Below are 24,068 nucleotides of genomic sequence, written 5' to 3' on the forward strand. Positions count from 1 at the left end.
ACCGGAATTGATATCATACCAAATCCGACTTTAAGACCCCCTTTATTATTGAGTTGCGTCTACCCACCTCCTGTGCGTAGACGCCGTTTCAACCGCCAAGCCTGATAAAGGGGATTTGTAACTTTGAATTATGCAGAGCGGCCCGCACTAGCCGCAGCACCCATTTGAGCCCCGTCAGTCAATCCCACCAACTTAGCGCTCAACTCCCACATCCGCTCGCCTTTTTCATCATCGCGGGCCTGGGGAGAAACCTTCTGTACAAAAGACTTACCATCTTTTTTCTGGCGGTTCCCCCAACTCCAATAAGCCCCAGATTGCTTGTATTCGGGATCTGCAACCACCATCGCCAGCCTTTCCCCCGCCAACTCCTGCGACACGTAACCCCCGGTGATATTCTTCTGAAACAGCGGGAACAGCTTCTGGAACAAAGGATAGTGGTTGCGGAACAGCGGCGTATCCGCAACGCATCCCGGATACAGCGAAGTGAAAGTAATCCCCGTGGATTCATGAAAGCGACGGTGCAATTCCCGCATCGTCAGCACGTTGCAAACTTTGCTATCTTTGTAAGCCTTGACCGGTTCAAACTTCTTGCCGTCAGCCATCGAAATCGGGTCTTTGAAACCCGCTTCAAAACCCTCAAAATTGCCCAAATCCGGGCGCGGCGGAATCTTCCCGCCCAACTCGTCTGGATTGTGAGTCACGGTTCCCAAAATCACGATTCTCGCATCGGAATAATAGGAAGGCTTCATATTTTCCATCATCAGGTTGCACAGGAGGAAATGACCCAGGTGATTGGTAGTCATCGTCAACTCGTAACCCTCCGGGCTCCGCAGCGGTTCCTTAATCAAAGGCATATAAATGGCGGCGTTGCACACCAAAGCGTCCAGAGGCCTGCCGCTGGCCTTAAATGCCCGAGCAAACCTACGCACGCTCTCCAAATCGCCCAAGTCAATCTCCATGATGGAGAAACTGCCTTCAGGTATGCCCAACTCTCGGGCGGCGTCTCCGGCTTTCCGCACGTCCCGACAGGCCATGACTACGTGCCATCCCTTGTCTGCGAGAGCTTTCGCGCCGTACAAACCGACGCCGGAGGAAGCGCCGGTAATGATAACCGTTGATTTGTGATTTTGTGCCATCTTGTTAAAAGCGCTTCCGCTATTGATTTTTTTCAGGCACTCAAACGCTGAGCTAGCAGCTTGGATGTTTTGAAGTACCCTATGGTTATTAGGATATGGGGAAACGTTCTCGATCTCAACCGGGATGCTCTCACTTTTGCAGCCAAGCTAGAAATTCGAGGCAGGGGACAGGAGGCAGGGGGCAGGAGGCAGGAGACAGGAGGCAGCAGGCAGAAGAAGTGTTTTTACAAATAATAAATACTCGCTTTCAACGGGCGATTAAAATTAAATATGAGTCCAACTCCGACTCTTATTTTGAGAAATTAACCATACATCTTTTAGGGGCGGGTTCACCATTATCTATGATGCACATACTGGGTATTTATTGATAAACCCGCCCCAACCAACTCAACTAAGAAATAGCTGCTGGTTCCTGATAGGTAGGGAAATCGATATAACCTTCAGGCCCAAAAGAATACCAGACGCCGACTTCAGCAGGCGGATTGAGCGGCCAACCATTAGTAAAACGCTCTACCAAGTCAGGATTGCTGATAAAATCCCGACCAAAAGCTATTAAATCTGCAACTTTGCTGCTCAGGGCCGTTTCAGCCTGTTCTTGAGTATATCCGCAGTTGCCGACGAGCGGCCCTGCAAACACATCGCGAAACTCTCCTATCATCATCGGCGTTCCCAATTCATGAAAGCCAAATGCCAGACCGTCCACCAAGTGAAGGTAAGCTAAATCATAGGCATTTAACTGCCCTGCGAAATACAGAAAATCTTCGCGATATTCGGGAGAACCCATATCATTGTAAAAACCGTTGGGAGAAAGTCTAACTCCCACTCTATTTGCCGGAAATACTGTGATAATCGCCTCGACAATTTCCTTAAGAAAACGGTAGCGATTTTCAACTGTGCCGCCATAGGAATCTGTGCGGTGATTGGTTTTTGTTTGCAGGAACGTGTCAATGAGATAGCCGTTTGCAGCGTGAATTTCTACACCGTCAAAACCTGCCATTTTTGCCCGTTCGGCTGCCTTGCGATAATCTTCTACAACCAGGGAGATTTCATCGGTTTCTAGAGCGCGGGGGGTTTCGTAGGGTTGTTTGCCTAGAGGGGTATGAATGCCTTCTCCGTTTATTTTGATGGCAGAGGCTGCAACGGGCAATTGATTGTTTTCATGAAAACTGCTGTGGGAAGCTCGTCCGCAGTGCCAAAGCTGCATGAAAATCGGCGTTTCGTGGGCATGAACCGCAGTCACAACTTGTTTCCAAGCTTCGCCTTGCTCGTCTGAATAAATACCGGGCGTATTGAGCCAACCATTAGCTTGAGTAGAAACCACTGTGGCTTCTGTAATGATTAAACCAGCGGAGGCTCGCTGAGTGTAATACTCTGCCATCAAGGCGTTGGGCATCCGCGCTTCACCGGCTCTGGCTCTCGTCATGGGTGCCATGACTACCCGATTTTTTAAGGATAAATCTCCGATTTTGAAGGGACTGAGTAGGAGTGGAGAAGTTGTTTGATCGGTCATAATTTTGAGGTTTTATCAACTGAATAATCTGGCAAATCACATATAGCAACCGCCCGTGTTAGGACGCAAGGCAAGACATCCAAGGGTGGCAAAAAAGTAAGCAATCAAACTCATCAAGCTGTTTACGAACTTGACTTTTTAGCCAAGACTCTTCTTTGTTCAATTTTGTTAAACTCTGGAGAGTATGGCGGTAAATATAATAGTCTACACCCTGCTGTTTGAATCAATTCCTGAATCCGACCACTTTTATCAAATGTGAGATTATCCATCACCACCACCTGTGCTGTGACAAGTGTTGAAAGTAAACTTGTTTCTAGCCAAATGTCAAAAACTGTTCGATTACACGCTCCCATGACTGTAAAAGGAGCGAAGGGGCGATTAATTTTTGGTTACACAGGGCACGAGCGATCGTATTTACCCTAACCTCGCGTCTCCCTAATTTAAGTGGATGAAAGCGTTGCCTCCGTTGGTTTCAAGGGTAATCATACTGGTTTCGATTATCTATGCCAGACTCATCGGCTAAAACACCCTGTCAGTGAGCTATGCGGAGATTTCCTTTGAAGAAAAGCGCTTTTACTTTGAAATCTGGTGGGAAGAGACTAAGGAGCTCAACAATCGTGACTATCCCGAACTTGTTCACAATCGGTGTTTGCGGTTCGATCGCATCAAGGCTATTGAGCCAATGGACGGACAGTGGCGCGAGCAAGGCTTAGATTTCTTAAAAGTGTACTTACACTTTTATCGTGGCATGGTATAAAGCTTACGAACGCAAGCAAAAAGATATCAGTGAGGAAGGTCAAGTCATCGCAGATGTCCGCCAAGTCGTGCGGAATGTCTCTAATCCTTTTTGGCTGATGCGAGAGGTATCGCGGTATTGGGAAGATTGCGTCATTGTCTCTCCAGACAGCGTGCGCGATCGCTTCCAACAAAAATTGATCGCCCTCTGTCGCCAGTACAACCTGGAAATCCGCGATTAAATCAAAAAAAAAGCAGCCGGTAAAGGCTGCTTTGACAAAAAAACCGTTGTTGAGTTAGAGGAGAAAACTTTTAAATCGAATTCAAATTACCGCTGTTTCCACTCCTGCCTGAGTTTCCACTATTTTCATCTACCGCTGACTCACCTTGCCTTCAGAACAAAACTTCAAATCCCGATTAGAATGCTGCTGAAAGTTCGTTGACTACTTGGACTCGGCCTCGGAGCACCGCCCGCAGCAAGCGGTTGACACAGCCTCTGTCTTCGTCATTCAGAGAGTCGTCGAAGGTGGCGGCCATCAAACCGTAGCGATCCGCCAGAGTCAAAACGCCTGTATCGGTTACAGAAGCGAGGATTTCAGAGATAGCGCCGGGGAGGAGTTGTACGGGGTGCATGGCAGTGCGGTTGAATTCGATATATTTATCATCTTCTGGTTTCCTCAAAAGAGCGGTGATATTAATGAGGCCGCGAAGGTGATTGTCAGGGGTGAAAGCAAGTGATCCGAGTAGAGTAAAGTTGTGACTTGGGTCACAGGGCCATAGATTGCCACGGGCAATTCCATCCCGCGCCGATTTTTGGGTAGGACGTGGGGCTGAAGGCATTTCGCTAAAATGATCGTTAATCCCCCAACCAGTTCAATTTTTACCCCAGTACCGAAAATGCTTGATTTTCTCAATCCCATCTTGGGCCGCAAGCCCGATCGCATCAAAGCCAATGTGGAAATCTATACTTGGCAAACCTGTCCCTACTGCATCCGCGCCAAAACTTTGCTGTGGTGGAAAGGCGTAAATTTCACGGAATACAAAATTGATGGCGACGAAGCAGCTAGAAAGGCAATGGCCGATCGCGCTAACGGACGCCGCAGCGTGCCCCAAATTTTCATTAATAACCAACACGTAGGCGGCTGCGATGACATTCACAAACTTGATGCAGAAGGACAGTTAGATCCGCTGCTAGCTCAACCAGCGGTTTAAATTAGTGTAGGTTGGGTTTCGTTCCACCTGCTCAACCTACAAATTTACAAATCTTTGGCAAATTTACTTAGATTATCTTGCCGCCATTTAGCATCGGCGCGCCTGTCTGTTTGCAATTCTAAGACGCGAATCCCGCTATTTGGCAAAAAACTTAATTTTTGTTTGAACTGTTCCCAATCGTCTATTATCTCGTGTTCCACGCCGTAAGTTGCACACAACTGAGCAAAATTGATATGCTGCGGCGTGGCAAAAAACTCTTCAAAGGGCGGGTCAAATTTGGCAACGGGCAACATTTCAAAAATTCCGCCACCGTTATTATTAATTAATATGATTGTCAGATGACCGACAAATTTATTTTTAATTAAAAAACCGTTCGTATCGTGCAAAAGTGTTAAATCGCCTGTTAGCATGATGCTGCTTTGATTGCGGTGAGCAACTCCCAAAGCTGTTGATAATGTGCCGTCTATACCGTTAGCGCCGCGATTGACAAAAGTTTTTATTTCTAAGTTGTTTGGCTTCCAGAAAAACTCGACATCTCGGACGGGCATACTGTTGGCAATAAATATCGGTGTTCCAGGCGGCAAAATCTGGGAAAGCAGCCAGGAAACTTTGGGCTCGATTATGTTGTTAATTGTGGATAGTTTTTGGTCTATTGTTTGTCTGACTTGGATTTCGGTGTTGCGCCAAAGTTGGAGGTATTCGTTTGAGGGAGAGGTTAGAACCCCCCCTAACCCCCCCTTATTAAGGGGGGGGACTGGAGTTGATTCGTCCTTGTTTAGGGGGGGGATTTGAGGGGAAATAGCAGTGGTAGCAGGGGAGCGATCCCCCCCTAACCCCCCCTTAATAAGGGGGGGGACAAGAGTTAATAGAGTGGCGAGATTAGTTGCGAGATTTTCAGGGGAGGTTCGCAGGTGAATTGTTCGGCCGTGTAGGGGATCGAAATTGTGGTGGCTGGGGTCGATTATGTAGCGTTTTGGTTGGGTTTTGTCTAGCCAGTTTCGCAGTTCTTTGCTTGTGGGTAAGTCTCCGATTTGAAGGGCGATTTTTGGGGTTAATTTATCTGCTAGTTCGCGGTTTCGCAGGATTAAATCGTAGGTGGAAATTAGATGGGGGTTTAGTTGGGCGTAGTTTCTGACTGGGGATAGTCCTTCTGCTAAAACGGGCCAGTTTAATAATTGGGAAATTTGGGCGATCGCACTACAGTATTTTTCGGTAAATTGAGGCTGTGCAACGCCTGCAATAATAATCCCTTTGCTGCACTTTTGCCACTGTTGCAGTGTACTTTCTTCTCCCCCCCTTAACAAGGGGGGGCTGGGGGGGGTAGAGCTTTCTCCTCCGAAAATGGGTTCTAATCCTGCAAAGAAATCTTCGGGATTAAATTCTGTTTCTAAAGCTTCTACGGCTATGTCTGGAACGGGTACAAGCGGGTCGCGAAAGGGGATGTTGAGGTGGACGGGGCCTGGTGTTGGAAATTGCGATCGCTCCCAAGCATACACGATCGTCTGTCGCAGATAGTCTAGCATTCCTCTGGACGCAGAAGGTATCGCTAATTCGGCTTGCCAGTTGGGATAATTGCTGTATATTTTAACTTGGTCGATCGCTTGTCCGGCGTGACAGTCCCGCAGTTCGGGAGGTCGATCTGCGGTGAATATTAGCAGCGGAATTCGACTTTCTCTGGCTTCTATTATAGCAGGATAAAAGTTGGCTGCGGCGGTTCCCGATGTGCAAATTAGTGCTGTTGGCAAATAGGATTTTTTGGCAATTCCTAATGCAAAAAAGCTGGCTGAACGTTCGTCGAGTATGGGAATAGTTTCTATTTTTTTGTTTTGAGCAAAGGCTATTGTTAGCGGTGCCGATCGCGAACCGGGACAAATCACGGCGGTAGTTAATCCCAACCGCTGCAAAGTTTCTGCTAATACGGAAGCCCAGACGGTATTTGTGTTGCGAAAATCTATTGGCATTGCTAAACCTGAGTAGCTCAACTCTGTATTGTGCTACGATATTATACTCAAATAATTGTCAGGATACATTTTTATGATTCTTGAGGCGGTTGTGCTTAATGTCAAATCTGGCTTTGAGGGTGATTTTGAGATAGCTTTTATAGAAGCCTCCAGTCTGATAGCGTCTATAGATGGATATTTATCTCACGAACTTCATCGCTGCACAGAAGTTCAAGGAAAATATCTATTATTGGTTAGATGGGAAAATTTAGAAGCTCATACCATTAGATTTAGGAATTCCGCTCAATATCAAGAGTGGAAAAGAATGCTTCACCATTTTTACGATCCTTTTCCTATAGTAGAACATTTTGAGGAGGTAAAAATTAAACCTTAACGCAGACTCAATCAATTAACCAGACAACTCTACATTCGGCAAATTAGCTGAATTAAACTAAAGCATTTAAAAGTGCCTGCAATTTGAGCTGAATTTCTGCTAGTTCTTTCTCTGGTTCCGATCCCGCCACAATACCAGCACCAGCATAAAGTATAGCCCGATCGCCATCGATTAAAGCCGATCGAATGCCCACGGCAAATTCGCCGTTGCCGGTGCGATCGATCCAGCCGAGGGGTGCTGCATATAAAGAGCGATCGCAGCTTTCGCAGCCGCGAATTTGCTGTAGGGCAATATCTCTCGGTACGCCAGCCACCGCTGGCGTTGGATGCAGTTGGGATAAAATCTTTAATAAATGAATATCACGCGGAATTCTAGCCCTTATGGGTGTCCACAAATGCTGAATGTTTGACAGTTGCAGCAGCCTGGGAACCGGGGAAAATTCGGGATTGATACCGAGACTCGACAGGCGATCAACTATAAAATCAATTACAACTCGATGTTCTCGAATATCCTTTTCGCTGTTGAGTAAACCTTTGCCTAAATTCGCATCTTCCGCTTCATTTTTCCCCCTCGGTGCCGAACCAGCTAAGGCATCTGTTACTAATTCATTTTTGTGAATGCTGATTAAGCGTTCTGGACTGGCACCGATAAAATTTTGACCTTGGCCGTTACTGGTGGAAAATACGTAGCAACCGGGATAAGTAAGGCGCAAGTTATTTAAGGAGTCTATTAAACTAAAAGGGGTTTGGGAAATGACATTTATGGCTTGGGATAAAACAATTTTACTGAAATATTGAGACTTGATAAATTCTAAAGCGGACTTGACAGATGTTTTGAATTGAATTGCATCATTCACAGGAATTTGTTTTAAAAGGATCGAACTGTTTCTAAGAGAAGTTATTTTTTGGTAAGGGCGAGACGCAATTTTATCAAAATTTTGCCAAATATTATCCGTAATAATCTTAATATTTATGTCGCGATTTATGATAGCATTTGCAACAATTGTGCAGCTATCTTTTAGGCGAGTAATCTGCCATTTTGGTAAAAATACGGTGCCAGGGGGGAAGTAAGAATTGGTGGCGACATTCTCATCAAAAAAAGCAAAGCTACAAAAAAAGTGCGGCCCGCTGAAAGGCAAGCGTTCTGTACCGATAGTAATTGTTCGGGCAAGACAAGATTGAATAAAATTTTGAGCTAGGGCAAATCGATCGCTTCCGGCTACTGTTAGATGGATGGCCGAATCTAGGGCGGCGATCGCAAAACAGTTGCCTGCAATCGGGTCTCTTTTTTCAAAGTAAAAGTGTCGCTGGCAAGGTTCGGAAATCTCTTGAAGTACAACTAGCGGATCGACGGGGGCAATCTCCTGAGAAATACTAACTATCTTTGTTTGATCTTTTTCCGTTAAAGACTGCTGGCAATCTAACAGAAACTGATGCAGTTGATTGCGGTCTTGTAAAAGATTAGCGCGGTGCGGTATTACTGTCATGAAAGCGAGAATAGCAGATTTGTCAGAAAGAGTGCGGTTTTGTCCCGCTAGAACCCCTATTTCGATCTAAGCACGGGAGGGCGATCGCAAAACATGACCTTTGGAGTTTCCCGGAAAGTTTGGGCTCGCTTGGGGCAAAAAACAGACGATCCTCTTCCAGGGCTTTCCTTCGGATCGCTTCGCTAACGCCAACGCGCGATCGATCGAAACATTTAGACATAAAACTTTAAGATTGAGCGAATCAATCTCGGCTCTCATGCGATCGACCCCGCAGAGGTTTGCAGACGGGCATTACCGGGCGTGCGATCGCCCAGCATTGCCTCTCAAGGGATGCCCCCCACGCACTCAACCCGATACAGAGTAGACTTTCTTCACCAATTAAATTGTAAAATTACTACGCTGCTATCAATTGAATCAAGTTTGTGTAATGACAACAAAGTTAATTGAACGTTCAAATAGTAAATTGTGGCTGGCGGCAATCAAGCCGCCCATGTACAGCGTTGCGGTGATTCCTATTTCAGTAGGAACTGCAATTGCTTTTGCCGAAACTCAAACGATTAATTCGTCAATTTTTTCGACATTTTTAATGTCAGCCATTTTGATTATAGCATGGCTGAATCTCAGCAATGATGTATTTGACTCAGAAACAGGCATCGATAAGAACAAAGCGCATTCTCTAGTTAACTTAACCGGAAATAAAACTTTAATTTTCGGGCTAGCCAATCTGTTTTTAGCACTTGGAGTGTCGGGAATTTGCGCCATAAGCTGGTGGCAAAAAGACCCAACAGTAATTTTGCTGGTAGTTTTGTGCTGTGCTCTCGGCTACACTTATCAAGGGCCTCCGTTTCGTTTTGGCTATCAAGGTTTGGGAGAAATTATTTGCTTTTTTACCTTCGGGCCGCTAGCCTTTGCCGCTGCTTATTACAGTCAAACTCAAACTTGGTCTGCAACTAATTTAGCGGCTTCTGCCATCGTGGGAATTACAACGAGTATCATTTTATTTTGTTCCCATTTTCACCAAGTTGAGGACGATTTGGCGGCGGGTAAAAAATCCCCAATTGTTCGACTCGGTACGAAAAAAGGTGCCGAGTTGTTGCAGTGGTTGTGCGGCAGCATTTATGTTTTGACTGTGGTATTTGTGGCTTTGGGAATGTTCCCAATTTGGACGCTGTTGATTTTTGGGAGTTTGCCCTTTGCGATCGACCTTTGCCACCATGTCACAGACTATCACGACCAACCGGGAAGGGTCAGCAACTCTAAGTTTATCGCAGTTACGCTGCATTTTGCGAGCGGATTGCTGCTGGCGTTGGGGTTTGCTTTGTAGGTCGGGCGATCGATAATTCCGGTAAAATGGAGGTATGGTTTGCTAAGTTGAGAGAGTGGGTGGAGTTGGGTTACTTCTCAAAATCTTGTTTAATTTAGCAATCCGTACCTCATATTGAATCGTATAATTGTATATGGACAAATTTAATAATTATAACTTTCACTATTCCTTAACTGGCAACAAGAATCAGCCGACAATTTTATTTTTGCATGGATTCACGGGCAGCAATCAAGACTTTAGCAGGGTGATTTCCTTACTTTCTAAGAGTTATTGCTGCTTAGCAGTTGACCTTCCCGGTCACGGAAAAACTGAAGTCAACAACGACGAAAGTTGCTACACTATGTCAAATACTGCCCAAGCATTAATCGAGTTATTAGATGATTTACAAATAGACAAATGTTTGTTGTTGGGCTATTCAATGGGCGGGCGATTGGCACTTTACATGACATTACATTTTCCAGAAAGATTCGAGAAAGTAGTGTTAGAGTCAGCTTCGCCAGGATTGAAAACAGAAAAAGAGCGATCGCACCGCCTGGAAGCAGATTTGCAGCTAGCACAAAAGCTGGAAAATAGCAACATTAAAGATTTTTTATTCAACTGGTACGATCGCCCTTTATTCAAATCTTTAAAAAATTCTCCCCACTTCGACAAACTCATAGAAACCCGCTTAGCAAACAATCCCTTAGAATTAGCCAAATCCCTCCGCAACATGGGAACTGGCAACCAGCCCTCTCTCTGGGAAAAACTCGCACAAAATCAAATTCCCATCCTCTTGCTAGCGGGAGCTTATGATGATAAATTTACAACTATAAATACCGAAATTGCCAGCTTGTGTCCAGCCGCCCTTCTGGAAATTGTACCAAAAGCTGGTCATAATATCCATTTTGAAAATATTGATAATTTTGTCGCAGTTGTGAGAGAATTTTATGATTAACTAAAAAACTAATGCTTTATCAATTCGAGTTTCGCACTTATCAGCGAAAATTTAAGCGTCCACTGCAAACAAGTCACGGCATCTGGGATATTCGCTCAGGAATTATCCTGCGACTTGTGGACGAAAATAATCAAATTGGTTGGGGAGAGATTGCCCCTTTGAGTTGGTTTTGTTCCGAAAGTTTTGAGCAAGCTTTAGATTTTTGTAAATCGCTGGCGACTAATATTTCAGAAGAGACGATTTTCTCTATTTCGGCTGAATTGCCTGCTTGTCAATTTGGCTTTGAGTCGGCACTATCAAACTCTAGATCCCCCCTAACCCCCCTTAATAAGGGGGGGACAAGAAATATTCTCAAAGTCCCCCTTATTAAGGGGGATTTAGGGGGATCTAGACTTCGCCTAAAATCGAGATTGATTGCGGGTTCAGTCTTAAGCAGTCACCAATGGAGAGAGGTTGGGAATGAGGAAGAAAAAAATCGGTTCAGCGGTTTATTGCCAGCAGGAGAAACAGCTTTGCAGGCTTTGCAAGTGCTTTGGTTAGAGGGATATCGGACGTTTAAATGGAAAATTGGTGTTGCTGCAATTGAACAAGAATTAAATATTTTTCAGCAGCTAATCCAAGCAATGCACAATTTGTGCGATCGCGAAAAACCATTTTTGCGCTTAGATGCCAACGGGGGACTCAGTTACTCGCAGGCTAAAACATGGCTGGAAGCTTGCGACAAGGTAAAAGCAACTCCCGATTTTTCCGCAGACATTGAATTTTTGGAACAGCCGCTGCCCGTAACACAGTTTCAGGAAATGGTAGAATTAAATGCTATTTATGCAACTCCGATCGCCCTTGATGAATCTGCCGCCAACCTCGATCGCATCCAAGAGTGCTACAGCCAAGGCTGGCGGGGAATTTTCGTCATTAAACCTGCGATTGCTGGTTCCCCATCCCAACTGCGAAAATTTTGTCAAACTCACAATATAGACGCTGTTTTCTCATCAGTATTTGAAACCGAAATCGGCAGACAAGCAGCATTAAATTTAGCAACACAATTGTCTTTGAATAAGAGAGCACTCGGCTTCGGCACCGATTGCTGGTTCGATGACAATCCTTCGATTTTAGATTTTAGATTTTAGATTTTAGATTTTAGATTTTAGATTACTCCCACGACTAAATCAAGCGGGTTAGGTAATTGTTTTGAATCGAGAAACTTGGTGAAAGCATCTATGGCAACAAATCTAACAGTAAATATCCTGGATATCGCATCTGGCTTGCCCGATAACTGGCTTATCGGTTGTGACAGTCGCGAATTTGCCCGAATTGTCGATCGGGTATTTCTTGAAATCACCCAAAACTCCGCACAAAAAACACCCCCAAAAATTTGCCTCGCCGAACCAGAACCAGTGCAATTTCTTGCCAGTTTCACCGCCGCCCGCGCCGCCAAATGCCCCATTTTTCTCTGCAATCCCACCTGGATAAAACCAGAATGGGAACAAGTCTTTGATTTAGTCCAACCAGACATATTTTTAGGACAATACCCGCTTCCCAAAAATCCCCATATCCCCGTCCGCGAAGGCGGACTTCGTTTGTATAGCCGCGAATTCCATTCGCCCGGTAAAAGCGGTTTTGATACGATCATGATTCCCACCGGCGGTTCTTCAGGAAAAATCCGTTTTGCCATCCACACTTGGGAAACACTAACGGCATCAGTACAAGGTTTTCAACAATATTTTCAAGCTGACAAAATCAACTCATTTTGCGTTTTGCCATTATACCACGTCAGCGGTTTAATGCAATTTATGCGTTCCTTTACTACCGGAGGAAAACTGGCAATTCAGCCATTTAAAGAATTAGAAAATGGTAAAAAAAGCGACATCGAACCAGAAAAGTTTTTCATTTCTTTAGTTCCAACTCAATTGCAACGGCTGCTGCAAAACCCAGATACAGCTAATTGGCTGGGACGGTTTCGGGCCGTACTTTTGGGTGGTGCTCCCGCTTGGCCGGAACTTTTAGAAACAGCTAGAAACTATCACATCAAATTAGCGCCCAGTTATGGCATGACCGAAACCGCCTCGCAAATTGCTACACTAAAACCCGAAGATTTTCTCGCGGGTAATAACAGTTCCGGTCAAATTTTACCGCACGCTAAAATAACTATTCGCAGTGCCAAGGGCGATATTTTGTGCGATAATCAAATCGGAAATATTGTGGTAAATGCTAAATCTTTGGCGTTGGGTTATTATCCTAAAAATTTTGGCGATCGCCAATACTTCCAATTAGACGATTTGGGATTTTTTGATAAAAATAACTACTTAAATATCGTCGGACGCAGCAGCGACAAAATTATCACAGGCGGAGAAAATGTATTTCCGGCGGAGGTTGAAGCCGTTGTGCGATCGACTAATTTAGTTGCGGATATTGCTGTAATTGGCTTGCCCGACAAAGATTGGGGTCAAGTCGTTACGGCTATCTACGTTCCCGCTAATTCCGAAGTTACTGTCAAAAATCTGCAAGTGGCAATAGAAGATAAGTTGAGCAAGTTTAAGCGACCGAAATATTGGGTAATCGTCCAACAATTGCCGCGCAATTCTCAAGGCAAAGTCAATCGAGAACAATTGCAAGAAATTGCGATAAAATATCAATAATTATTAGGCGATCGCAATCAATGCAGAAGGCAGAATTTCTCCTGCTTATTTCCACCTCCTGACAACAGTCAACAGTCAACAGTCAACAGTCAACTGACTAATTACGACAAACCTAATAGCCTTCTCGTCCTCTCTGCTTCTTGTCTTTGAAAATCCACAAACTTCAACATTCGGTAAACTACCTCTATTTGGGGCAACTTAATACCTGCTTGCTGCGCCACCCGTATCGGATTACCAAAAATCGCCTCCACTTCCAGGGGCCGCGATTCATCATAATCGATTTTCATGCTCGTGCGGTAAGGCTTCATTTTCTGAGTGTATTCAAGCATCTGTGGGATAAAGTCATCGGGAATAATGCGATCGCAACTTTTGGCGCCCGCTATCACTTCCCCCATCATTTCCTTGACTAAAATCAGAGTATCGGGATTAGCCATCAGTTCGTCAGTTCTCGCATCCAACACTACAGACAGCCCGTTATAAGGAATATTCCAAACCAGCTTTTTCCACCTTGACAATAGCAAATCTTCGCTCATTTTAATAGGAATATGAGCACGTTTAAAATCCTTAGCAATTTGGTGCAATCTATCAGTAATACCAATTGCTTTGTAGTCCTGGGCATATTCTCCCAGGGTGATAGTGCCGTAATCTAGGTGGCAGATGTGACCGGGCCCAACTTTATAAGAGCAGAGAAAACACAGCCCGCCAACCACTCGTTCTGCACCAACAATTTTAGCTACTTCCGGTTCGGCACTCAATCCGTTTTGCAATACTAAAACCGTCCCGTTATCCTTTAATAAAGGAGGCAAAATTTGGGGCAAAAAGTGATTTTGAGTTGTTTTCAGCGCTACAATTACTACGTCGCACTTAGGCATTTTATGCGTGTTGTGGTAGGCGCGGACGTGGGGGAGGGTGAAGTCGCCTTCGGGAGACTCGACAATCAAACCGTGTTTTCTGACCTGATCGTAATCGCTGCGTAGCAAAAAATTGACTTCTAAACCTGCTTGTTGCAGTCTAGCACCGTAGAATCCGCCTAAAGCTCCCGTGCCCACAATGGCATAATTGCGATTTGACATAATATCAAAAAGTCAGAAATAATATCAACAAAACAGAAATTTGACTGTCATACCCTGCTATTATTTAAAGATAAAACTAATCTGAAATCTCAATCTCAAATTTCCTCATCCACTGCATCAAGTTTTCAGATAGCTGTTTTCGCTCTCGGCTAACTGCATCAATGCAGACGTGCTTAGTAAGAGCTTTAGCAGCGCTTCTCCCTGCAAATTCCTCAGAAAATACTTGATAGGCAATTTCAAATTCATCGCCAGTAACTTGTTTGGGCGTCAATTGAATCGTCAGCCGATCGCCCGCAAACATTGGGCGATAAAAATCTACACTGGCATGAATTATGGGAAAGGCAACCTCGGGATTGCTGAAAAATGCTTTGAGATTGATTCCCGAGGCTGCTAGAGATGCCTCGTAAGCTTCGTGGCACATCGCCAAAACGTTAGCAAAGTAAACGACTCCAGCAGCATCGGTATCTTGAAAGCGAACAGTGCGGGTGTAAGTGAAAGGCATTTGAGGTAGTAACGGCGATCGCAAATTCGATCGCAATTTTACCAACCATCATATCGGTAAAACCGCACTTTTGGAGAAGTTGTCAGCTAAGTAAGTAGGCGGTAATTTTTTATATTGTAAAATTCGCCCTCCTCACTCCTCCCCCTTCTTTCTTAACCTTTGTTCTTAATCAACATCACGTCTATAATCTTGAGGGCAATATCTTCGGAAAGCCCCAATGCACTGTAAAGATCGTTCAAAAGTTGTTCTTCTTCTTCTGAAACCTCGCCATCTGCTAAAGCGATATCAGTTGTGACAGCAAAAACAGTTTCTTTAAGTTCGTCGGGAAGCGTTGCCAAAGCAGCATTAAACAGTACCTCAACTCCTTGCCGTTGCAGAATCATCAGCAGGCGATCGAGCATTTTTCTCATCACGTCATCCGGATAGCTGCGGAACAGTTGCATCCGAGATAGTGTCATGCTAATCGCTTTACTTTCGCTGTCATTGATGTAACCGTCGGCTGCTACGGCAATTAGCGCGATCGCCGCAAATGCTTCTGCCGGCCCTAACGTTACGTCCGTTTCTTGACGAGTCTGCGATACTTTATCAAATAAACCCATGATATTTTCCTCATTATTTAGTGGTCGATTTATGGAGTCAGGATGGGTTCTGGCTCTGGAGGTTTCTTTGTGGATTTTGATAATTATATCAAATTTTGTTAGTTATTTATTATCAATAAAATTATGAAAAACTTAAGAATTTTTCTTTCGCCCTTAGGCGCTGCAATGGCGGGTTTATTCAGCTCGTGAATTGCCTTGCCATATTTCAGGTAAAACCCGCCCTCCCAGCGCAGACGATCTACTTGTGAAAAACGGCTAAATCTGCTTTCAGGAAATCAACAAACTGCCGCGCAGTCCTGCCAGATCGCCCGTTGCGACGAGTTGCCCATTCTTTAGCGCGGTGTTCCAAATCATCGGGAGCGAGTTTGATTCCAGCAAGCTCTGCCAGATGTCGGACAATTGTTAAATAAGTGTTTTGATCGGCCGGTTCAAAAGTTAAAGTCAAGCCAAATCGATCGCTAAATGAAAGTTTTTCCTGCACAGTATCCCAAGCGTGAACTTCGTCTCCATCGCGGGGGCGAGGCCTGTCGTCAAAAAACTCTCGAATTAAATGCCTGCGGTTAGATGTTGCGTAAACTACCACATTTTGAGAGCGAGCAGTGACATTTCCTTCCAAAACAACTTTCAGAGCTTTAAAAGCATCGTCATCTTCCTCAAAGGAAAGGTCATCCACAAAAATAATAAACTTTTGAGCAACTCCCCGCAACTGCTCGACAATTAGCGGCAAATCTTGCAAATCCGATTTAGATATTTCAATCAAGCGCAGATTGCGAGATCCAAATTCATTTAACAGCGACTTCACCAAAGAAGACTTGCCCGAACCGCGGCTCCCGTACAGCAAGACGTGCAAAGCCGGATAACCTGCTAACAAAAACTCCGTATTTTTCACCAGAGCATCCCGCTGCCAATCGCAGCAAACCAACTCTTTTAAAGTTATGCCATCGGGATGTGAAATACTCGCAAACTGCCCTCCCCGCCACCTAAAAGCGCGGTATTCGGCAAACAAACCCGTGCCAAACTGTCGGTAATAAACTGCCAAAGATTCCGCCGCGCTCGACCATTTTTCTAGTTTTCCGTGCAGCGGCAAATCTCGCTGTTCTGCTACAGTTTCTGAATACCAAATCGGAGGCACTGCGTCAAGTTGACCCGCTACCCGCACCCACTTGCTCAACTGTTCGCTGCTGCATTCGTAAATATTTTGCAGCACTTGTAAATCATGTCGCGCGGCCTCCACCAAAGCGGGGGGCAAACTTGCAAAATCTGTTTGCTGTGCTCGGCGTGAAAAGGGGTTTTCGTCTTTGAGAATTTCGGAAATCAGAGAATCTTTCCAGCTTAAATTTTTAGCAGCCTGAACTTTGAACCAGTTCCCGTAAGCTACCTGACATTCCAAACCGCTGACTTCGCTGTGGTGAAGGGCTTGCAGCAAATCGAGAAAAGCTTGACCTGCGGGGCTTTTGAAAACCGATTGATACAGCAGCAGGGATGCTGCTTGGCGCTGGAGGTAACGGATTTGGGCGATCGCAGCAGAAGTTAGGGCTGACATAATGGCAATTGTATAACAGTTACATATCCTGACTGGCTTTAATAAATTTTCTAACAATTCGTGACACTAATTGCAGGCTGCGCTGTATAAATTTAGATGCAAAGAGTGAAATCGGGAGGATTAAAAATGAATTTAGGGACAGCAGCGGCGATCGGCTACGGCATTTTAACACTGGTTGGCGGCATCATGGGTTATATCAAGGCCAAAAGCCAAGCCTCGCTCATTTCGGGCGTGATTAGCGGTTCCCTCCTAATTTTTGCCGGCACCGCCCAGCTTATGGGACAAAGTTGGGGTTTAACATTAGCAGCAGCCATCTCCGCTGTTTTAGTAATAGTCTTTATTGTGCGCCTTGTTAAAACTCAAAAATTCATGCCTGCAGGAATGCTAATTTTAGCTAGCTTAGCGTCTTTGGGCGCGATCGTTTACGAAATCAGCGGTCAATATCAATAATCGGTTGACTGTTGACTGTTGACTGTTGACTGTTGACTGTTTTTAGTGGTCAGTGGTTATTTGTTAATTGTTAGTTGTTCGTTCTAATAACCAATAACCAGTGACCAATAACCAATAACCAGTGACCAATAACTAATGACTAATCACTAATGACTAATGACTAATCACTAACCACTAATGATTGATGGCTGCATCAATATACTGCTGAACTTCCCTGAGTTGCTGCCGCTGGCATTCGATCCACTCTTTTTCCGCCGATCGCTGTTCCGGCGTCTCTTTCTGATACCGCGCCTGCTTCTCTAAAAAATTATTGTAGAATTTAAGCGCTTTTTCAACTGTTTTAATAGCCAGTTTCATGCGCTCATCAAAAACTGCTACAATCGCATTATCTAGGATTAACCCAATCACTTTACAGGATTCTTCAAAATCGACCAAAGTGACTCCCAGATTGCTTTTATGAACGAGAGTTTCTACAGGTTCTTTCAACGTTTCTTTAAAACTTTTTATATAAGAATCAGGCAAATATTTCAGTGGCTCCGTAAACTTCGATACAATCTCTCCGCCTATTGATTGTAGCCGCTCTCTAAATTTAGATTGACTGTTTAGGTCAAAACATTCTATACAAGCTTCAATTTTTTCTATATCAATAGATTGTAACTCTTTGAAAATTAAACTCAGTTCATTCTCCATAATTAAACTCACTCGCTCTGCCTGGGAATCCACTTCATTACGCAACTCTTTGTACAAATTATCTTTGTCGAAAAAACCAATAGTATCTCTTTGAAATACTTGAGGGTTTTTATCCCACAAAAACCACTGAGTTTTTAACTTGGTCGCCTTGTCGCTCCAAGATTTGCGAACTTTAACAACCGCATCATATTTGCCCTGTTTTCCTAAACTGCGAATTCTCACATCGCATCCGCTTAGTTCGCCAATTTGCTCCCAGACATCAACATGAGATGCTCCAGCAATTCTCGGCTTGCTATTCCAGACATCCTCAGCCTGAGAGACATCTTTGAAACATACCTGAAGTAGCCCCTTGAGTCTGATGGCAGATTGCTTAATTTCGTCAATACAAGGTTCCACATCTAAACTAAGTTGGGTAGCTGACTGTTTAATCTCCACGGATTGATATTCGTCTGCCAACAATCGATCGCTAAACAGGGTAATAGCCTGGAATGCCTTGAGATACTCATTCATTTCCTTTCATCCCTCGTTTCCCTAAACAGCATACAATACAGAACATCTGCCTTTTTGAATGGAAACTGAGCCACAACATGGATTATATATTCACCCCTGCAACTCAGGCACGACTCAATAGTGGCAACCTAGTACAGCCTGCTGCAAAAACAGGAAAATTGCTCCCGGCAGCTAGAGATCCGGTGACAGGGGAGTTTGTGGAGCTTGCAAAAATTTTTTATCAATCAAGAAGTGAAACTATAGCCGATCGCGGAGTTATAGGATTGCTCGCACAGTTAGCCGGAGGTGGGCCCATACAGCCGCTGGTAGCTCCCGTGTACGTGACACTGGCGCCGCTGCAGGTTGCTCAAACTCATCAGGGGTTTCAAAAAATATACCGAATGCTTAACTGTCTGAAAATTAATTTGGCAGTGATGCAAGCGACTGCTGCTGTCATTGGTATTGGCACTGTATCGAGCACAGTTTTGTCAGCAGTAAACCTCAACCAAGTATTAAAAATCCGAGAAGAGGCCAAACACCAGAAGCTAAAAATTAAAGACGGATTTATCGATCTCAGACACATCCTCAAAGATAGGGGAGTAGAGGTGATCCAGCAGATTTTTAAGGTGGCTCACGACTCTAGTTTTGAAATGCACCGCCAGAAACTGGTTAACGGTTACGAAATTTTTTCTAAAGCTATCAAACGCTGTCAGTCTGCCCTGACAGTGCCAGATATTAAACTTCGGAATTCCGAAATTAATAGCGGGCGGGATATGCTGTTTGAGGCTTTAAAAATTTATGATAATCCTAGTTTGTTGGAGGGGCTGTCTTCTGCTGGACAGCTCAGGCAAATGGAATGTGTTTGGGCGATCGAGCAGGCGATCGGGGTCACGTTTCAGTTGCAGCGGGCTTACAAGATGGTGAGCGATCGCCTGCTGGAACTGCAATCAAAAATTTGTCAAAATCTTCTAACTGTTGTTAAAGGATGTCAATCCGAACCCGAACTAGATTTTTTATTTCCTGAAGTTACTAGGATTCTCGGTCATGATTTAAGTGTAATAGAATTTTGGCAAAATGAGGTTGATTGGATGCAAACTTTGTCTCCAAAAGAGCAGCACCAGTTAGCGAGTTTAGATAAACTCACCGGCGAGAGTTTAAAAAGCAGCGTGTACACTACCTTCGCGGTATTAGCTGCGGAACCTTCCCTTTATGAAACTTTAAAGCAAAAGTCTCACTTTCTATCCTTGCGCGACCAGCTAACCTTCGCTGTGTCGCCGGAAATCCGCCGGAGATACGAATTTTATGTCAGCCAGCAGGCGATCGCTACTGGCTATCAAGCTTTAGCTGCCTCGAATTGGCAAGAAATATCCGATTTAACTGTAGCTAACCTCTACCACTTTTTTCAAATCCGAGAGAAATCAACTGAAAATTATCCAACTGAGGACGAATTAGAAACGCCTTATTGGCACTTTCCCCAAACCTTAAAAAACGAGCTTAATCTTAGGAATTAAATGACCAGTGACTAATGGATACTGTTGACTGTTGACTGGCTTCTTCAGTCCTGGACACAAGTTTTCAATTGTTACACTATCTGTAGTAGTAAGGTACGCACTTCGTACCGTACAAGTATAGTCTGTGCGTCAAGGACTATTTTTCCTTCTTTCTTCTTCCTTCTTCCTTCTTCCTTCTTTCTGATTACCTCAGCCACAACTTAATAGTATTGTCTTTAGAACCGCTAGCAATAGTTTTGCCGTCGGGACTAAAAGTCACCACATAAACTTCATCGGAATGTCCAGTCAAAGTATTCAGCAATTCTCCGGTAGCAAAATCCCAAACTTTAATAGTTTTATCCTTGCTCCCGCTCGCAATAAACTTCCCGTCCGGGCTGATAGCAACCGAGACAATATCGTCAGAATGTCCCTGGATAGAGCGAATTAAATCTCCTGTTTCGATATTCCAGATTTTAATACTTTCATCGTAGGAACCGCTAACAATTGTCTTGCCGTCCGGGCTAACAGCAACCGACCTCACCGCGTCGCCGTGTCCCTCAATAGTTTTGAGTAACCTCCCCGTTGCTACATCAACAACTGTAATTTTTTTATCCTTAGAAGCGCTAACCAAACTTTTTCCATCGGGAGTGAAAGCAACAGAATAAACAAAATCTGTATGGTCTGGAAAATTCTGAATCAAACTGCCAGTTGCTGCATCCGAAATCTTCGTGGTTTTGTCTCCGCTACCGCTAGCAACAAGCTGTCCGTCGGGGCTGAGAGCGACAGACCAAACAGAAGCAGTGTGGTCGAGACTGCGAATCACTTGCCCTGTTTTCAAATCCCACAGCATGACTCGCCAAAAACCGGTTCCAGTCGCCAGTTTCGTACCGTTTGAGTCAAAAGAAACCGACCAAATAGTGGAGGAATCTCCTGGAAAAGTGCGGATCGACTTGCCTGTAGCTAAATCCCAAATTTGGATGGTTTTGTCTTTAGAACCGCTGGCTAACATTAAGCCGTCTGGACTGAAAGCAACAGACCCAACTGCATCTGAATGCTGAGCGAAATTTTTGACTTTGGCGTTCTTCCACCGCAGACCTGCTTGGCACTGTTCCTGTAACTCCTGAGCGGACGCATAGGTGCTGGAAGTGTTGGCAATTGTTGGTATTTGGTTGATGCAGTCTTCATAATTGCTGGCTTTATAGAGAGCGGCAATTTGATTGAGCTGTTGGGATTCTTTCTGAGCTCGCTGCTCCCATTCTTGCCACTTGAGATATCCGTAAATTCCGCCGATCGCAGCTAAGATAGCCGCAATTGTTGCCCCGGCGAGATAAGGATTGAATTTGCGAGTTTCTTTGGGGACAAGTGCTGCTGGGCTGGCGATCCTCTCCGTTGGCGTAGCCCCCGTAGGGGCGGGCTGCGCTAACGAGAAATCGGTTTTTCCGTTCAGATGTACCTGCGAGGATACCGCCGGACTTGCCTGCAATTCGAGTTGAGGGGCGCTGCTGGCTGGTGGTCCACTGGGGTTGCGGTGTCCCTCCAAAACTGTGGAGATCGCCTTGTACAATTTAGCAAATAAAGATTTAGGAATGACTAATTCTTCGATTTTCGCGGCATCTTCGTCGGTAAGCCCTAAAACTTGCTGCAAGCGTTTTAATTCGTCGCGAGTTTCCTGAGAAAAGGGATATTCTTGCTGCATTGCTTCTTGCAGTGATTGTTCGTAGCGTTCGCCTTTTTGCCTGTATTTGCGGTAAGGGTTCAATACCTCATCTTCGATCGCCTCTGCTTCTTCTGGCAGCAATTCCAAACTGACGCGCAGTTCATCTAATATTCTCCGACCGACGACTGTAATATCACCCCGGCTGCTGCTGCGCCGATCGACTTCTTCGCGATATATTGTCAGCTTGGGAATCCGCGCCCGCGAGCGATCGCCAATTTTCCTCAAATCGGCTAAAGCTTCCGCCGCCGACTGGTATCTCTCCCGAAAATCGTAGCGCACCATATTATCCAAAACATCGGCCAGCGCTTGGGAACACGTGGCTAAATGCCGCCAAACAATTTCGCCCTTATTAGAATTTTTCAAATCCCGCAGTTTAGGCAAATCGTAAGCCGGCAAACCCGTCATTGCTTGGATACCAATCATTCCCAAAGCGTAGATATCGCTGTTGAGTTGCGGGTTGTATTGAAATTGTTCGATCGGCATATATTCCAGAGTGCCAATCCGCACAGTTACCGGTGCTTGTCTTTGAGCGATGTGAATTTCTTTCACCGAGCCAAAGTCGATTAAAACTAACTTGTTGTCTGAATAGCGGCGGATTAAATTTGCCGGTTTAATATCTCGGTGAATTACTCCCTGTCCGTGTACAAACACTAAAATTTCTAACAGTTCCTTCAGCAAAGAAATCATTTTTTCTTCGCTCAGAGGTTTGCCCGGTACAATCTCGGTTGATAGCGAGTGACCGGCAACAAAGGATTCAACTAAGAAAAATTCTTCATTTTCTTCAAAATAAGCGAATAGCTGAGGAATTTGGTCGTGTTGACCGAGCCTTTCTAGAACTTCTGCTTCTTTTTGAAAAAGACGGCGCGTAGTATTAATTAATTTCGGTTCGGTAGTACCGGGACGCAGGTGCTTGACAAAGCACTGCGGTTCTCCGGGACGGCGAATATCTTTAGCAAGATATGTTTGTCCAAATTCTCCTGTTTCTATGACTTCAATGATTTGATAGCGTCCATCTAAAAGTTGGCTCACCATGATAATAACGCAGCCTTTTTTTGGTTGATTTTCGCAAGAAACAGTTGCACTGTTGAGTCACTTGTCTTTGAGTTTCGCTCCCTAAATCCTCCTTTTTCAGGGGTTTGAGGGGAGCGAAAGAAGGCTCTTGTCCCACCCCCTAATCCCCTTTTTTTATGGGTTTAGGGGGAACAAGGAGCTAATCCTTCTTCCTTCTTCCTTCTTCTTTCTTCCTTCTTCCATACTTTATTTTTTCAACATCTGCAAAGCTTGATATCCTAAAAAGAAAAAACCGAAAGCACCAAGTACGGCTATCCCGTTCGCCAACACATCGACTGTCAAAAATTCGCCCATTCCAATATCCTCTGACAACTGATATCTATCCTCGGCTTTTCGGTCGCTGTCTGGGTGAGGGGTCTTACCCCTCGCTGCGAGCGAGCCGAAAGATGCTCACAAATTATAGCAAAAGAGGCGGTCAAAATAACTTTTCGGGCGATCGACTAGCTTTTTGTTTTAATATTTTTTAATATTTAGGGAGACAAATCGTGTACCGAAAATTTGAGGTCTGTTCGCTTTGATATTGTTAACCCTGCTAATTTTTTCTCTGATTGTAAGTAGAGCTTACACTAAGAACTTGCGCCGATCAGTGGAAAATGCGCCTCGAACCGACAGAAGTTTGGCTAAGCTGTCACCGGAGTCCGCCGCGCAGTTCCCTAAATTTTCGGTAATCGTACCAGCATACAACGAGGCAGAGAATATTCGGGATTGCGCGATCGCCATTTTGGAGAGTACACCGCTGTCTGTGGACAACCTAGAGGTTTTGATTGTAGACGATCGATCGACAGACGACACGTTAGCGATCGGGCAAACCCTGCAACAGCATCTCAACGACCCCCGGCTTAAAATATTAGCAGGTCAGCCGCGACCAACCAACCAATTACCTGGTTAACTATCTGTTTATCCGTAATCGTAATTTGGCAGCATTACACTTTGCGCCGCTTGGGTGCCGAGATTGCTGAATGTCCTACGAAATACTGGTGGTTGGGAGGTTTCGGAGGTGCGTTAGTGGCGGCGATTGCGATCGGTTCTGCGATTAAAACCGAAACAGGTTGGGGATGGACTTGGCGCGGTAGAACTTTGCAAGTTAAGAGTTAATTAAGACTTGCAGATGGGCAGGCAAGATGCCCACCCACAAAA

General features: G+C 44.8%; 25 protein-coding genes. 13 read left to right on the forward strand and 12 right to left on the reverse strand.

What is annotated here, in order from left to right; genetic code table 11:
• Positions 1-128 precede the first annotated feature (128 nt).
• Positions 129-1,136 (reverse strand): protochlorophyllide reductase, encoded by a 1,008-nt coding sequence (locus QUB33_RS03370; protein ID WP_333061150.1) that lies wholly within the window; start codon positions 1,134-1,136, stop codon positions 129-131.
• A gap of 81 nt (positions 1,137-1,217) precedes the next feature.
• Between QUB33_RS03370 and QUB33_RS03375 the strand changes: the two genes are divergently transcribed.
• Positions 1,218-1,370: a hypothetical protein gene (locus tag QUB33_RS03375; protein WP_333347235.1), complete on the forward strand. Its 153-nt coding sequence runs from the start codon at positions 1,218-1,220 to the stop codon at positions 1,368-1,370.
• A 157-nt stretch (positions 1,371-1,527) separates the two neighbouring features.
• Here QUB33_RS03375 and QUB33_RS03380 read toward each other — a convergent pair whose 3' ends face one another.
• A complete protein-coding gene (locus tag QUB33_RS03380; RefSeq protein ID WP_333347238.1) occupies positions 1,528-2,646 on the reverse strand; it encodes an alkene reductase in 1,119 nt (372 codons plus the stop codon).
• Positions 2,647-2,768: 122 nt separating this feature from the next.
• Positions 2,769-3,029, reverse strand: coding sequence for a transposase (locus tag QUB33_RS29625; protein WP_445299501.1), 261 nt, complete (start codon positions 3,027-3,029; stop codon positions 2,769-2,771).
• A 152-nt stretch (positions 3,030-3,181) separates the two neighbouring features.
• On the opposite strand from QUB33_RS29625, the gene QUB33_RS03385 reads away from it, so the two are divergent.
• Positions 3,182-3,403, forward strand: a complete 222-nt coding sequence (locus QUB33_RS03385; RefSeq protein ID WP_333347241.1) for a hypothetical protein — start codon at positions 3,182-3,184, stop codon at positions 3,401-3,403.
• Positions 3,390-3,623, forward strand: a complete 234-nt coding sequence (locus QUB33_RS03390) for a hypothetical protein (protein ID WP_333347244.1) — start codon at positions 3,390-3,392, stop codon at positions 3,621-3,623. Before QUB33_RS03385 ends, QUB33_RS03390 begins: the two co-directional genes overlap by 14 nt.
• 175 nt (positions 3,624-3,798) lie before the next feature.
• Here QUB33_RS03390 and QUB33_RS03395 read toward each other — a convergent pair whose 3' ends face one another.
• Complete coding sequence (locus tag QUB33_RS03395; protein ID WP_172188518.1) at positions 3,799-4,014, reverse strand: hypothetical protein; 216 nt, start codon at positions 4,012-4,014, stop codon at positions 3,799-3,801.
• 264 nt (positions 4,015-4,278) lie between these two features.
• On the opposite strand from QUB33_RS03395, the gene grxC reads away from it, so the two are divergent.
• Positions 4,279-4,593, forward strand: a complete 315-nt coding sequence (gene grxC / locus QUB33_RS03400; protein WP_015178938.1) for a glutaredoxin 3 — start codon at positions 4,279-4,281, stop codon at positions 4,591-4,593.
• 44 nt (positions 4,594-4,637) lie between these two features.
• Here grxC and menD read toward each other — a convergent pair whose 3' ends face one another.
• Entirely contained in the window at positions 4,638-6,554 is a 1,917-nt protein-coding gene (menD, locus tag QUB33_RS03405; protein ID WP_333347249.1) for a 2-succinyl-5-enolpyruvyl-6-hydroxy-3-cyclohexene-1-carboxylic-acid synthase, read from the reverse strand.
• A 73-nt stretch (positions 6,555-6,627) separates the two neighbouring features.
• Between menD and QUB33_RS03410 the strand changes: the two genes are divergently transcribed.
• Positions 6,628-6,927: an antibiotic biosynthesis monooxygenase gene (locus QUB33_RS03410; protein WP_333347251.1), complete on the forward strand. Its 300-nt coding sequence runs from the start codon at positions 6,628-6,630 to the stop codon at positions 6,925-6,927.
• 52 nt (positions 6,928-6,979) lie between these two features.
• On the opposite strand, the gene QUB33_RS03415 is transcribed toward QUB33_RS03410, so the two are convergent.
• Positions 6,980-8,413, reverse strand: a complete 1,434-nt coding sequence (locus QUB33_RS03415; protein WP_333347254.1) for an isochorismate synthase — start codon at positions 8,411-8,413, stop codon at positions 6,980-6,982.
• Positions 8,414-8,840: 427 nt separating this feature from the next.
• Between QUB33_RS03415 and menA the strand changes: the two genes are divergently transcribed.
• The 4 genes from menA to QUB33_RS03435 all read left to right on the forward strand — a co-directional run bounded on the left by menA (position 8,841) and on the right by QUB33_RS03435 (position 13,307).
• Positions 8,841-9,737, forward strand: coding sequence for a 2-carboxy-1,4-naphthoquinone phytyltransferase (menA, locus tag QUB33_RS03420; RefSeq protein ID WP_333347257.1), 897 nt, complete (start codon positions 8,841-8,843; stop codon positions 9,735-9,737).
• A gap of 133 nt (positions 9,738-9,870) precedes the next feature.
• Positions 9,871-10,671 carry a 2-succinyl-6-hydroxy-2,4-cyclohexadiene-1-carboxylate synthase gene (menH, locus tag QUB33_RS03425; protein WP_333347261.1) on the forward strand — a complete coding sequence of 267 codons (801 nt, stop codon included), beginning with the start codon at positions 9,871-9,873 and terminating at the stop codon, positions 10,669-10,671.
• A gap of 11 nt (positions 10,672-10,682) precedes the next feature.
• Positions 10,683-11,798 carry an o-succinylbenzoate synthase gene (locus QUB33_RS03430; RefSeq protein WP_333347264.1) on the forward strand — a complete coding sequence of 372 codons (1,116 nt, stop codon included), beginning with the start codon at positions 10,683-10,685 and terminating at the stop codon, positions 11,796-11,798.
• 90 nt (positions 11,799-11,888) lie between these two features.
• Positions 11,889-13,307, forward strand: a complete 1,419-nt coding sequence (locus QUB33_RS03435; RefSeq protein WP_333347267.1) for a 2-succinylbenzoate--CoA ligase — start codon at positions 11,889-11,891, stop codon at positions 13,305-13,307.
• Between the two features lie 101 nt (positions 13,308-13,408).
• Here the strand turns inward: QUB33_RS03435 and QUB33_RS03440 are convergent, their stop codons facing one another.
• The 4 genes from QUB33_RS03440 to QUB33_RS03455 form a co-directional block, all read right to left on the reverse strand.
• Positions 13,409-14,380, reverse strand: a complete 972-nt coding sequence (locus QUB33_RS03440) for a putative 2-dehydropantoate 2-reductase (RefSeq protein ID WP_333347270.1) — start codon at positions 14,378-14,380, stop codon at positions 13,409-13,411.
• A gap of 76 nt (positions 14,381-14,456) precedes the next feature.
• The gene (locus QUB33_RS03445) at positions 14,457-14,882 is read right to left on the reverse strand and encodes a thioesterase family protein (protein ID WP_333347525.1); all 426 of its coding nucleotides are present in this window, start codon (positions 14,880-14,882) and stop codon (positions 14,457-14,459) included.
• 152 nt (positions 14,883-15,034) lie between these two features.
• Positions 15,035-15,481 (reverse strand): tellurite resistance TerB family protein, encoded by a 447-nt coding sequence (locus QUB33_RS03450; RefSeq protein ID WP_190739853.1) that lies wholly within the window; start codon positions 15,479-15,481, stop codon positions 15,035-15,037.
• Positions 15,482-15,719: 238 nt separating this feature from the next.
• A complete protein-coding gene (locus QUB33_RS03455) occupies positions 15,720-17,024 on the reverse strand; it encodes an ATP-binding protein (RefSeq protein WP_333347273.1) in 1,305 nt (434 codons plus the stop codon).
• Between the two features lie 126 nt (positions 17,025-17,150).
• On the opposite strand from QUB33_RS03455, the gene QUB33_RS03460 reads away from it, so the two are divergent.
• Complete coding sequence (locus tag QUB33_RS03460; RefSeq protein WP_333347277.1) at positions 17,151-17,474, forward strand: TMEM14 family protein; 324 nt, start codon at positions 17,151-17,153, stop codon at positions 17,472-17,474.
• Positions 17,475-17,648: 174 nt separating this feature from the next.
• Here the strand turns inward: QUB33_RS03460 and QUB33_RS03465 are convergent, their stop codons facing one another.
• A complete protein-coding gene (locus QUB33_RS03465) occupies positions 17,649-18,674 on the reverse strand; it encodes a hypothetical protein (protein ID WP_333347280.1) in 1,026 nt (341 codons plus the stop codon).
• Positions 18,675-18,751: 77 nt separating this feature from the next.
• On the opposite strand from QUB33_RS03465, the gene QUB33_RS03470 reads away from it, so the two are divergent.
• Entirely contained in the window at positions 18,752-20,164 is a 1,413-nt protein-coding gene (locus QUB33_RS03470; protein WP_333347283.1) for a hypothetical protein, read from the forward strand.
• 184 nt (positions 20,165-20,348) lie between these two features.
• Here QUB33_RS03470 and QUB33_RS03475 read toward each other — a convergent pair whose 3' ends face one another.
• Positions 20,349-22,892, reverse strand: a complete 2,544-nt coding sequence (locus QUB33_RS03475) for a protein kinase domain-containing protein (protein ID WP_333347285.1) — start codon at positions 22,890-22,892, stop codon at positions 20,349-20,351.
• Positions 22,893-23,517: 625 nt separating this feature from the next.
• On the opposite strand from QUB33_RS03475, the gene QUB33_RS03480 reads away from it, so the two are divergent.
• Together QUB33_RS03480 and QUB33_RS03485 are read left to right on the forward strand one after the other, a co-directional pair.
• Positions 23,518-23,820 (forward strand): glycosyltransferase family A protein, encoded by a 303-nt coding sequence (locus tag QUB33_RS03480; RefSeq protein WP_333347288.1) that lies wholly within the window; start codon positions 23,518-23,520, stop codon positions 23,818-23,820.
• A 41-nt stretch (positions 23,821-23,861) separates the two neighbouring features.
• Positions 23,862-24,026: a hypothetical protein gene (locus tag QUB33_RS03485; RefSeq protein ID WP_333347291.1), complete on the forward strand. Its 165-nt coding sequence runs from the start codon at positions 23,862-23,864 to the stop codon at positions 24,024-24,026.
• Positions 24,027-24,068 lie beyond the last annotated feature (42 nt).

Origin of the sequence: Microcoleus sp. B3-A4, from assembly GCF_036705385.1 — a bacterium.
Taxonomy (GTDB): domain Bacteria; phylum Cyanobacteriota; class Cyanobacteriia; order Cyanobacteriales; family Microcoleaceae; genus Microcoleus.

Bases quoted from the DNA above. Each gene is read 5' to 3' on its own strand.
- QUB33_RS03465 (WP_333347280.1), bottom strand. From the start codon at position 18,674: ATGAATGAGTATCTCAAGGCATTCCAGGCTATTACCCTGTTTAGCGAT.
- QUB33_RS03370 (WP_333061150.1), bottom strand. From the start codon at position 1,136: ATGGCACAAAATCACAAATCAACGGTTATCATTACCGGCGCTTCCTCC.
- QUB33_RS03460 (WP_333347277.1), top strand. From the start codon at position 17,151: ATGAATTTAGGGACAGCAGCGGCGATCGGCTACGGCATTTTAACACTG.
- QUB33_RS03380 (WP_333347238.1), bottom strand. From the start codon at position 2,646: ATGACCGATCAAACAACTTCTCCACTCCTACTCAGTCCCTTCAAAATC.
- QUB33_RS03455 (WP_333347273.1), bottom strand. From the start codon at position 17,024: ATGTCAGCCCTAACTTCTGCTGCGATCGCCCAAATCCGTTACCTCCAG.
- QUB33_RS03470 (WP_333347283.1), top strand. From the start codon at position 18,752: ATGGATTATATATTCACCCCTGCAACTCAGGCACGACTCAATAGTGGC.
- QUB33_RS03440 (WP_333347270.1), bottom strand. From the start codon at position 14,380: ATGTCAAATCGCAATTATGCCATTGTGGGCACGGGAGCTTTAGGCGGA.
- QUB33_RS03475 (WP_333347285.1), bottom strand. From the start codon at position 22,892: ATGGTGAGCCAACTTTTAGATGGACGCTATCAAATCATTGAAGTCATA.
- menA (WP_333347257.1), top strand. From the start codon at position 8,841: ATGACAACAAAGTTAATTGAACGTTCAAATAGTAAATTGTGGCTGGCG.
- grxC (WP_015178938.1), top strand. From the start codon at position 4,279: ATGCTTGATTTTCTCAATCCCATCTTGGGCCGCAAGCCCGATCGCATC.
- QUB33_RS03395 (WP_172188518.1), bottom strand. From the start codon at position 4,014: ATGCACCCCGTACAACTCCTCCCCGGCGCTATCTCTGAAATCCTCGCT.
- QUB33_RS03445 (WP_333347525.1), bottom strand. From the start codon at position 14,882: ATGCCTTTCACTTACACCCGCACTGTTCGCTTTCAAGATACCGATGCT.
- QUB33_RS03415 (WP_333347254.1), bottom strand. From the start codon at position 8,413: ATGACAGTAATACCGCACCGCGCTAATCTTTTACAAGACCGCAATCAA.
- menH (WP_333347261.1), top strand. From the start codon at position 9,871: ATGGACAAATTTAATAATTATAACTTTCACTATTCCTTAACTGGCAAC.
- QUB33_RS03450 (WP_190739853.1), bottom strand. From the start codon at position 15,481: ATGGGTTTATTTGATAAAGTATCGCAGACTCGTCAAGAAACGGACGTA.
- QUB33_RS03430 (WP_333347264.1), top strand. From the start codon at position 10,683: ATGCTTTATCAATTCGAGTTTCGCACTTATCAGCGAAAATTTAAGCGT.
- QUB33_RS03410 (WP_333347251.1), top strand. From the start codon at position 6,628: ATGATTCTTGAGGCGGTTGTGCTTAATGTCAAATCTGGCTTTGAGGGT.
- QUB33_RS03435 (WP_333347267.1), top strand. From the start codon at position 11,889: ATGGCAACAAATCTAACAGTAAATATCCTGGATATCGCATCTGGCTTG.
- QUB33_RS03375 (WP_333347235.1), top strand. From the start codon at position 1,218: ATGGTTATTAGGATATGGGGAAACGTTCTCGATCTCAACCGGGATGCT.
- menD (WP_333347249.1), bottom strand. From the start codon at position 6,554: ATGCCAATAGATTTTCGCAACACAAATACCGTCTGGGCTTCCGTATTA.